Origin of the sequence: Rhizorhabdus sp., from assembly GCF_018006725.1 — a bacterium.
Lineage (GTDB): Bacteria > Pseudomonadota > Alphaproteobacteria > Sphingomonadales > Sphingomonadaceae > Rhizorhabdus.
This window is the reverse complement of record NZ_JAGMXV010000187.1, coordinates 1-9,001: the sequence shown is the minus strand read 5'-3', so window position 1 is coordinate 9,001 and position 9,001 is coordinate 1. Positions and strand designations below refer to the sequence as shown.

General features: G+C 65.9%; 7 protein-coding genes and 1 tRNA gene. 4 read left to right on the top strand and 4 right to left on the bottom strand.

The annotated features are described in order from the left end of the window. From KAY22_RS20390 to KAY22_RS20380, 3 genes are all read right to left on the bottom strand, one after another. Window positions 1–1,161 (bottom strand): integrase arm-type DNA-binding domain-containing protein (locus KAY22_RS20390; protein ID WP_296625090.1); only part of this gene is annotated, 1,161 nt, incomplete at its 3' end. Window positions 1,162–1,316: 155 nt separating this feature from the next. Further along, window positions 1,317–1,392: transfer RNA gene (locus KAY22_RS20385), tRNA-Ile, on the bottom strand. An 85-nt stretch (window positions 1,393–1,477) separates the two neighbouring features. Beyond that, window positions 1,478–3,346 (bottom strand): histidine kinase dimerization/phospho-acceptor domain-containing protein, encoded by a 1,869-nt coding sequence (locus KAY22_RS20380; protein ID WP_296625089.1) that lies wholly within the window; start codon window positions 3,344–3,346, stop codon window positions 1,478–1,480. A gap of 192 nt (window positions 3,347–3,538) precedes the next feature. On the opposite strand from KAY22_RS20380, the gene KAY22_RS20375 reads away from it, so the two are divergent. Next, a complete protein-coding gene (locus KAY22_RS20375) occupies window positions 3,539–4,015 on the top strand; it encodes an Lrp/AsnC family transcriptional regulator (protein WP_296625088.1) in 477 nt (158 codons plus the stop codon). A gap of 78 nt (window positions 4,016–4,093) precedes the next feature. Here KAY22_RS20375 and KAY22_RS20370 read toward each other — a convergent pair whose 3' ends face one another. Then, window positions 4,094–5,368 carry a tetratricopeptide repeat protein gene (locus tag KAY22_RS20370; RefSeq protein ID WP_296625087.1) on the bottom strand — a complete coding sequence of 425 codons (1,275 nt, stop codon included), beginning with the start codon at window positions 5,366–5,368 and terminating at the stop codon, window positions 4,094–4,096. 196 nt (window positions 5,369–5,564) lie between these two features. Between KAY22_RS20370 and yaaA the strand changes: the two genes are divergently transcribed. The 3 genes from yaaA to gyrA all read left to right on the top strand — a co-directional run. Then, complete coding sequence (yaaA, locus tag KAY22_RS20365; protein ID WP_296625086.1) at window positions 5,565–6,326, top strand: peroxide stress protein YaaA; 762 nt, start codon at window positions 5,565–5,567, stop codon at window positions 6,324–6,326. Window positions 6,327–6,403: 77 nt separating this feature from the next. After that, on the top strand, window positions 6,404–6,577 hold the full coding sequence (locus KAY22_RS20360) for a hypothetical protein (protein ID WP_296625085.1): 174 nt from the start codon (window positions 6,404–6,406) through the stop codon (window positions 6,575–6,577). A gap of 146 nt (window positions 6,578–6,723) precedes the next feature. Continuing rightward, on the top strand, window positions 6,724–9,001 hold a 2,278-nt coding region (gyrA, locus tag KAY22_RS20355; RefSeq protein WP_296625084.1), incomplete at its 3' end, for a DNA gyrase subunit A.

The following is a 9,001-nucleotide window of genomic DNA, read 5'->3' as shown; positions in this document are numbered from 1 at the left end:
GGCGAGCATCATGTCGATGATCACGCGATCGCCGTCGCGGCCCAGCTCGGCCGCGCGTTCGTTCATGATGGTCGAGAAGGCCGAGCGCCAGCCATGCGGCACCATGCGGCCCTTATATTTGCCGCCGCGGATCCGCTTATACATCGTGCTGACCGCCGAATCGCTCATTGCCTGCCGACGATTGTGCAGGCCCGGGAAAAGCAGCTCGTAACGGCCGGTCAGAACACGCAGCGCGCGCAGCACCTGCACAGCTTGGGGTGGCAGCGGATATTCATGGCCGAACGCCTCGTTGGCCTTGTCCTCCACCTCGAGCTTCATGCGCGCCGCCGGCACGCGCCAGATCGCATCGGGCGCCGGCGCGTCGACGTCGTCCCAGTCGATACCTTCGAACTCGGACCAGGGCGCCGTGCGCAGCACGCCGATGCGCGGTACCAGGATGGCAAGCAGGCGCGAGCATAGCTTTGTCTGCGGATCTGACGTCGAGCGGTCGACGTCGACCTGCAGCTCGAGCAATTCTTTCACCTTCGTGAGCGCGGGCTGCTTCGATCCCGCCGGCGTCGGCTTCAGTGCGTCGCCGATCTCGGCGATCTCGGCCGCGGCTTCCTTCGTGACCAGGTGCTCGCCTTTGGCGCGCCGGAATATCCCGACGATGTAGCCCTTCACGCGCTTGGCCGTCTCGATCGACCCGCGCTTCTCGATCTTGCGCAGTTCGGCCAGGACCATGCGGCCGGTGATGTCGCCGATCGGCAGCTTGCCGAGCGCCGGATAGATGTCCTTCTCAAGCCGGCTGCGGACACGGAACTGCTGCCCGGGCGACCAGCGCGATTGTTCGGCCTCGAGCCAGCCCTCGGCCGCGACTTTGAAGGTCGCGCCGGCCGCGGCGATCGCCTCATGCTTTCGCCGCTCCAGCTCGACGCCCGGATCTCGGCCGGCGCGGAGCATCAGCCGGGCCTCGTCGCGCCGATCGCGGGCTTCGGCGAGAGTGACCTCCGGAAACAGGCCGAACGTCAGCCGCTTTTCCTTGCCGGCGTAGCGATATTTGAACCGCCAGGACTTCGCGCCTTTCGTCGTGACGTACAGGTGAAGGCCGCCCGAATCCGCAAGCTTATAGTCCTTGGGGCCCTTTTGGGCGTTCATCACCTCTTTGACCGTCAGAGCCACGATGCCCCCACTTTTCCAGCCAGTGCCCCCACGGATGCCACCCGATGCCCCGTGCTGCCCTGATTTCTTGTGAGAAGAAGCGTAATCTGGTATGGCTTGAAAAGCTAGTCAGGGGCTCCCTTGTGACGACATATGGAGCCCCTGAACAAAAGCGCTGGTGGGCCCGGCAGGACTCGAACCCGCAACCTAGCCGTTATGAGCGGCCAGCTCTAACCGTTGAGCTACAGGCCCCGACCAGCGCCGCCCGGCGATAGCGAAGGGCAGCGGCGGCGGCAAGGGCCGTGCGCGCACCGTCCGTTGACGACGAGCGGGTGGATCAGCGCGCGCCCTGTTCTGCGCGCCCGCCGCGATCGTCGAGCGGGAGGCTGAGATAGAAGCGCGTCGAATCGATCTCGAGCATGCCGCCGCTGGCGATGGCGAGATTGCGCACGAGGCGGAGCGCGAAGCCGAGGCCGAGCACCGGTGCATCGGGCCAGTTGCCGCCCGGATTATAGCCGGGATCGAGCAGCATCTTCTCGTCGCGGCCGTCGAGTGCGCGCGGTCGCAGGACGGCCAGCAGCAAATGGCTCGCGCGGCGCGGGTCCCGCTGCAGGTCGACGCTGATCCGCTCGCCCTCCCCCGCCATGGCGATGGTCGCGGCGAGCAGACGAGAGAGCATGCGCTCCACCGTCGCGGCGTCGACGGCGACCGGCGGCAGGGTCGGATCGATCCGGAAGGCGATCCCGCTCGCCCGTTCGGACGCGACCTCCTCAAAATTGCCGTGGAGGCGCGCCAGGATCGCCGACAGGTCGACGGCATCGGTGGCGCTGGCCTGATCCGTCGGCTTTGTCTGGGCGATCAGGTCCAGGTCTTCGACCGCGCTGAGCAGCTTCTTGCTCTGCTCCAATATCTCCTGCGCGCGGCTGCGATAGGGCGCGGCAGCGGGCCCCCGCACCTGCCCTTCGATCATCTCGGAAAAGCCGATGATCGCGTTCAGCGGCGTACGCAATTCGTGGACCAGATGGCGCAACGAGTCCTGCACGGCGGGCTCTTCCGTAGCAGGGCGGCCGGAGGACAGGCTGGCGGCATTCTCGTCGGCGCGGGGGCGACGCGCGGTGCCGCGATAACCGCTGAAACGGCCGTCCTTGGGATCGAAGAAGGGCACCGCTGAAATGCGCCACTCTCCCGATGCCGGCCCTTGCCCGGCAATGGTAAGCCGCGCGTCGCGGAAGGGCGTACGACTGCGATAGGCGCCGGCCGCATGGCCATCGACGCCATGATCGGTCTGATGCGCGGCAACCGCGATCGTTTCCCCGATCACCGGGCCACGCGGAACGCCCTGCACCCAGCAGATCACGCCGTCGACGTCCGTCTCGAACCGGAAATTCTCGGCATAGGGCAGCGTACCGGCGGATTCCTCAGCCGCCTCGGCGACCACCTCATCTCCACCCACCCCGGTTCCGGGGGCAGGATAGCGGGTCCGGAAGGTTTCGATGCGGGAGAGAAGCTCCCTGATCTGGCTGTCGCCCGGGGCCGGCGCAGTCTCTGCCTGAGCCTGGACCGCCGCCGGGCTGGCTGGGGCGACGTCGCCCTCCACATCGTAACGAGCGAGCGGCGGCGACGCCTGCGGGCCGGCAGGCGTCACGAACGGGATATCGGCCGGTGCGATCGCGGCAGGCTCCGGTGCCTCCGCCTCGGCAGAGGCCTTGAGCGCATCGATCGGCGCAGCGAGCGGCGCAAGGGCGGATGGCGAGGGCTCGACCGGACCCTGGATCAGAAAATCGGTAGCGCCGAAGCCTTCGAGCGCCTTTTCGACCGCACGCCCGAGGTCGCGGCGATTGCGCAGCAGGTTGCGCGCGCTCGGCGTCAGGCGGGGCAGAAGATCGAGCCATTGCTGTGACGACAGCAGTACATGGCCCAGCATCGGCGCCGCAATGTGCGGCAGATCCTCGGCGAACAGCAGGACGAGTTCGGGCGGAACGCGACGCCCGGCGAGGCCCCGTCCGGCGGCAAGGCGCAGATCGGCAGGAATTTCCGGCCGGGTGGCACGGAGGAAATTATAGGCGTCGACGGCGCGCGGGGCATCGACGAGCGGATCGTCGACCCGATGGCCGCGTCCCTGCGCCAGCACGTCCACGACCTGGCGCCACAAGAATATGCGCGCGTCGGCCGTCGGCGTCGGCTGTGCCAGCAAGGTGGCCAACATGTCGTCAAACCGCAAAGGCCCGCCTCCGATCGGTGCCGAACGAATGAACCGAAACGGTCCCCCTTCGCTTCATAGTAGAACGCAACCGCCTGCGGCGCAAAGGGGCTTTGGCCGGCACGGCCCCTTCTATTTTAATTGCAGCCGACAGTAACTTTATTCTAAAGACATGGGTAATCGTTGAAAGGTTACTCCATGTCGGCACCTGCGCTTGATGCTATCGATCGAACCATCCTCCATGAGCTGCAAGAGGACGGCCGGATGACCAATGTCGATCTGGCGCGCAAGGCGGGTTTGACGGCACCGCCCTGCCTGCGACGCGTCCGGGCACTCGAGGAAGCGGGCGTGATCGAGAGCTATCATGCCCGTCTCAACGCGGCAGCGCTGGGCTATGGCATCACCGTCTTCGCGCTCGTTTCGCTTCGCAGCCAGGCGGAAGAGGATCTGCGACAGTTCGAGAGCCATGTCGCCGCCCTGCCCGAGGTGCGCGAATGCCATATGCTGAACGGCGAGATCGACTTCATCCTGAAGATCGTCGCCCACGACCTGCAGGCCTTCCAACAGTTTCTCACGTCTCAGCTGACGACCGCCCCCAACGTCGCCAGCGTAAAGACCTCGCTCACCATCCGCACTTCGAAGGACGTTCCGGGGATTCCCGTCGACGGCGCCTGACGGAGGCTCGCTGCGCACACGCACGAAAAAGCCCCGGCCGGATCGCTCCGACCGGGGCTTTTCTGTTTCGATCGTCGATCAGGACGCTGCGGGGTGGTCGACCCAAACCTTCGCATATTGCGCCAGGACGCCATAATTGCCGGTGGCGCCGGCAGCGTCGAACGCCGCCTTCGCACCCGCCTTGTCGCCAGCCTGGGCAAGGGCAAGGCCGAGACGATAATTCGCTTGCGCTGCATCGGCGCCCGGCTTGGTCAGCGCGACCTTGTAGATCTCCGCCGCCTTGGCGAAGTCCTTATAGCCGTAGAGCAGGTCGGCGGTCGTCATGGCCGACTTGAAGGTCGCCTTCGGGCCGTTGGCCGCCGTGATCGCGGCCGGGATCGAGGCCTTGTCCGGACCCAGCTTCGGCTGCGACAGGGCGAGGATCTCGCGCGTGTTCTGGCTGGTCGCCGGGTTCAGCTTGCCCGCCTTGATGCCTTCGTTGAGCACGTCGACGGCCTCGTTGGGGAAGCGCAGATAGACGGCGAGCGCATAGTCCACATAGTTGGACTGCGCGGCCAGCGGCAGTGCGTCGACCGCACGGGCGAGGCGCAGCAGGTCAAGGTCGTTCTCACCCGAGAGACCCGCCATCTGGCGATAGATGAACAGCGAATCGTGCCAGTTCTGCTTGACCGGATAGGCGGCCAGCCACGACGTGGTGATCTTGACGAAATCGCCCGGCAGCTTGGCGCGCGAGGCGATGTCGGCGCCACGGCCGTACCAGTCGGTCGGAACGGGCTGTCCAGCGGCGGCCTTGGTCTGGATGACCTTCTGCAGCGTGGCGAGCGCCTCGGTCGGCTTGCCGTTGCGGTTCTGGACGTCGGCAAGAACCGCATAGGCGTCGGCCTCGGTCGAGCCGGCGGCGATCGCCTTGGTCAGCGATGCCTCGGCCTTGGCATAGTTCTTCGCCTGATAGGCGAACTGGCCCTGGAACCAGTAGAATTTGGCGCGCTGATCGTCGGGCAGCTTGCCGGCGGCCTCACCCGCGACAATCAGTTCGTCGAGCGCGGTCGACAGCTTCGCCTGGTCGCCGCTCGCCTGGGCAGCGTTCAGGCCGTACTGGGCAACGACATAGCGCTCGTCGGCGGTAGTGGAGGCCTGCTTGGCCTGGGCGAGGGCAGCTTCGGCCGCCGGAATATTCTTCGCCTTGATCGCAGCGTCGGCTTCCGCCAGCGGCTTGCGGACGGCGTCGCCGATCTTCAGCTGCGGCGCCGCGGCCTCGTCCTTCTTCTTGGCGAAGGCGGGCGCGCCCGGCGCAACGGCGGCGAGCGCGAAGCCAAGCGCCGCAACAAGCGCATAGCGGGACGTGGATTTCATTCTTCAGGCCTCCTGATCGACGGCCGAAAGGGACGGCCGACGGTAAAACACGCCGGTTGACTAATCGCTCCCTCGTCCGCGCACAAGCGCGGCCGAAATGAACCGGCTTCACTCGTCGCACTATGAGAACCGTTCGCTGAATGCTTATTGAACCGGCGAGGTTGATCCGCGTCGGTTGCACGGTTAGGGCTCGGCCATGCTCCTGCTGCTGTCGCCCGCAAAATCCCTCGATTATTCCACCCCGCTTCCGGACGTCGAGCCGACCGTGCCGCGCTTTGCGGACGAGGCGCTCGCCACGGCCGAAGCGGCGTCCCGGCTCGGCCCGAAGAAGCTCGCCAAGCTGATGAGCATTTCGGACAAGCTCGCGCAGCTCAACGCCGATCGCTATGCAGACTTCGCCGGCCAGGAAGAGCGCCCTGCCCTCTTCGCCTTTTCGGGCGACGTCTATGTCGGGCTGGAAGCGCGAACCCTCGACGCCCCGGCGATCCGCTATGCGCAGGACCATGTCCGCATCCTGTCGGGTCTGTACGGCCTGCTGAAGCCGCTCGACCGGATTCGCCCCTACCGGCTGGAAATGGGCACGCGCTGGGCCCCCGGTCGCACCCGCAATCTCTACGCCATGTGGGGCAGCAAGGTGTCGGATGCGCTCGCCGCCGACCTGCTCGCCGAGGGGTCGGACACGATCATCAACTGCGCCAGCAAGGAATATTGGCACGTCGTCGAACAGGCCCCGCCCAAGGGCGTCCGGATCGTCACGATCGACTTCCGTGAAAATAGCCCGAAAGGCCTCGTCTTCAACAGCTTCGGCGCGAAGCGCGCACGCGGCATGATGGCGCGCTGGATGTGCGAGCATCACATCGGCAGGCCTGAAGACCTCAAGGGTTTCGACAGCGACGGCTATGCCTTCGTCGCGGCGGACTCGGACGAACAGATCTGGCGCTTCGTGCGACAGCGCTGAGCTTCGCGCCGGCCTTGGGGCAGGAACATCCCTTCTCTCCACCCGTTGATTGCGGGAAGCCTAGTGGAGAGATCATCATGAATACGCATGTGCGCCCCGACGGTCACGACCAGGAAGCCGTGCATCTCAGCACCGAAGAAGCGCGTGCCGGCGCCACCCCGCATGTGACCCGCAACGTGCTCGGCTGGGGCCTGGGCCTTGTCGTCATAGCCTTTGCAATGGTGCTGGCCATCTACATGGTGGCAAGCTGATGCCTTCCTGATCCGCCCGCGCGTCCGGGCCGCGCATCGGCGTGGTTCGGGCGCATTGCACTAGCCATGAGGCACATCGTCCGTTAGGAGCGTCATACACCCCGATCAGGGGCATTTTGGCGCTTCAAACAGACGGACCGTAAGACTTGGCCAGCGTACCGCCGCCCATCGAAAACAGCGATATTTCTCCGATCTCGATCGTGGACGAGATGAAGTCGAGCTATCTCGACTATGCCATGTCGGTGATCGTGTCGCGCGCTCTTCCCGACGTCCGCGACGGCCTGAAGCCCGTTCACCGCCGCATCCTTTACGCCTGCCAGGAAGGCGGCTTCGTCGCCGGCCGGCCCTATCGCAAGTCGGCGAAGATCGTCGGCGACGTGATGGGCAATTATCACCCGCACGGCGACTCCTCCATCTATGACGCCCTCGCCCGCCTCGCCCAGGATTGGGCGATGCGCGTCCCCCTGATCGACGGTCAGGGCAATTTCGGCTCGATGGACCCCGATCCGCCGGCATCGATGCGCTACACCGAGGCGCGCCTTGCCAAGGTGACGATGACCCTGCTCGAGGATCTCGAGAAGGATACCGTCAACTTCACCCCCAATTATGACGGCTCGCGGCAGGAGCCGCAGGTCCTGCCGGCCCGCTTCCCGAACATCCTCGTCAACGGCGCCGGCGGCATCGCGGTCGGCATGGCGACCAATATCCCGCCCCATAATCTGGGCGAGGTCATCGCCGCCTGCAAAGCCTATGTCGAAAATCCGGCGATCACGATCGACGAACTGATGGCGATCGTGCCCGCGCCCGACTTCCCGACCGGCGCCATGATCCTCGGCCAGTCGGGCGCGCGCCAGGCCTATCATACGGGTCGCGGCTCGATCATCATGCGCTCGCGCCATGTCGTCGAGGAAGGCCGCAACGACCGTCGCTCGATCGTGCTGACCGAGATTCCCTATCAGGTCGGCAAATCGGGCCTGGTCGAAAAGATCGCCGAAGCCGCCAAGGACAAGCGGATCGAAGGCGTCTCCGATATCCGCGACGAGTCGAACCGGCATGGCGTCCGCATCGTCCTCGAACTGAAGCGCGACGCGACCCCAGAGGTCGTGCTGAACCAGCTGTGGCGGCACACGCCGGCACAGACCAGCTTCCCGGCCAACATGCTCGCGATCCGCGGCGGGCGTCCCGAGACGCTGAACCTCCGCGACATCATCGAGTCCTTCGTGAAGTTCCGCGAGGAGGTGATCACCCGCCGGTCGAAGTTCGAACTGAACAAGGCTCGCGAGCGTGCCCATATCCTGCTCGGGCTGGTGATCGCGGTCACCAATCTCGACGAGGTGGTGAAGATCATCCGCGGGTCAGCAAGCCCGGCGGAGGCCCGCGCCTCGCTGCTGGCGCGCGAATGGCCGCGTGGCGAGATCGAGCCCTATATCAAGCTGGTCGAGGCGGTCGACACGATCGATGACGCCCCCACCTATCAGCTGTCCGAGACCCAGGTTCGCGCGATCCTCGACCTGCGCCTGCACCGCCTGACCGCGCTCGGCCGCGACGAGATCGGCGGCGAGCTGGCCGAGCTGGCGGCGTCGATCGCCGAACTGCTCGAGATCCTCGGCAACCGCGTGCGACTCTACCAGGTGATGGTCGAGGAATTCGACGCGGTGCTGGTCGAATTCGCGACGCCGCGCCGGACCTTGATCGCACCCGCTGGCGACGACATCGACGACGAGGACCTGATCGAGCGGGAGGACATGGTCGTCACCGTGACCCATGGCGGCTATATCAAGCGCACCCCGCTCGAAGCCTTCCGCGCCCAGCGTCGCGGCGGCAAGGGCCGCTCGGGCATGGCAACGAAGGAAGAGGATGCCGTCACCGAGCTGTTCGTGACGAGCACCCACACCCCGGTGCTGTTCTTCTCGAACCACGGCAAGGTCTATCGCAAGAAGGTGTGGCGCCTGCCCGAAGGCGCGCCGCAGGCGCGCGGCCGGCCGATGATCAACCTTCTGCCGCTGGCCGATGGCGAGAAGATCACCACCGTTCTCCCGCTGCCCGAGGATGAGGAGAGCTGGGGCTCGCTCCACGTCGTCTTCGCGACCGCGCACGGCAATGTCCGCCGCAACTCGATGGACGCCTTCGCCAATGTGCCGACCAACGGCAAGTTCGCGATGCGCTTCGACGAGGATGCGACCGATCGCCTGATCGGCGTCGCCCTGCTGACCGAAAGCGACGACGTGCTTCTCGCGACCCGCGCGGGCAAGGCGATCCGCTTCGCCTCCACCGAAGTGCGCGAGTTCCAGAGCCGCACCTCGACCGGCGTGCGCGGAATCCTGCTGAAGGATGGCGACGAGGTCATCTCGCTGTCGATCCTCAAGGGCTTCGAGGCGTCGACCGAAGAGCGCGAAGCCTATCTTCGCGCCGCCCCGTGGAAGG

What these genes read in the sequence shown, in the direction of transcription:
- KAY22_RS20380 (WP_296625089.1), bottom strand. Translation starts at nt 3,346, where the DNA reads ATGTTGGCCACCTTGCTGGCACAGCCGACGCCGACGGCCGACGCGCGC.
- KAY22_RS20375 (WP_296625088.1), top strand. Translation starts at nt 3,539, where the DNA reads ATGTCGGCACCTGCGCTTGATGCTATCGATCGAACCATCCTCCATGAG.
- KAY22_RS20370 (WP_296625087.1), bottom strand. Translation starts at nt 5,368, where the DNA reads ATGAAATCCACGTCCCGCTATGCGCTTGTTGCGGCGCTTGGCTTCGCG.
- yaaA (WP_296625086.1), top strand. Translation starts at nt 5,565, where the DNA reads ATGCTCCTGCTGCTGTCGCCCGCAAAATCCCTCGATTATTCCACCCCG.
- KAY22_RS20360 (WP_296625085.1), top strand. Translation starts at nt 6,404, where the DNA reads ATGAATACGCATGTGCGCCCCGACGGTCACGACCAGGAAGCCGTGCAT.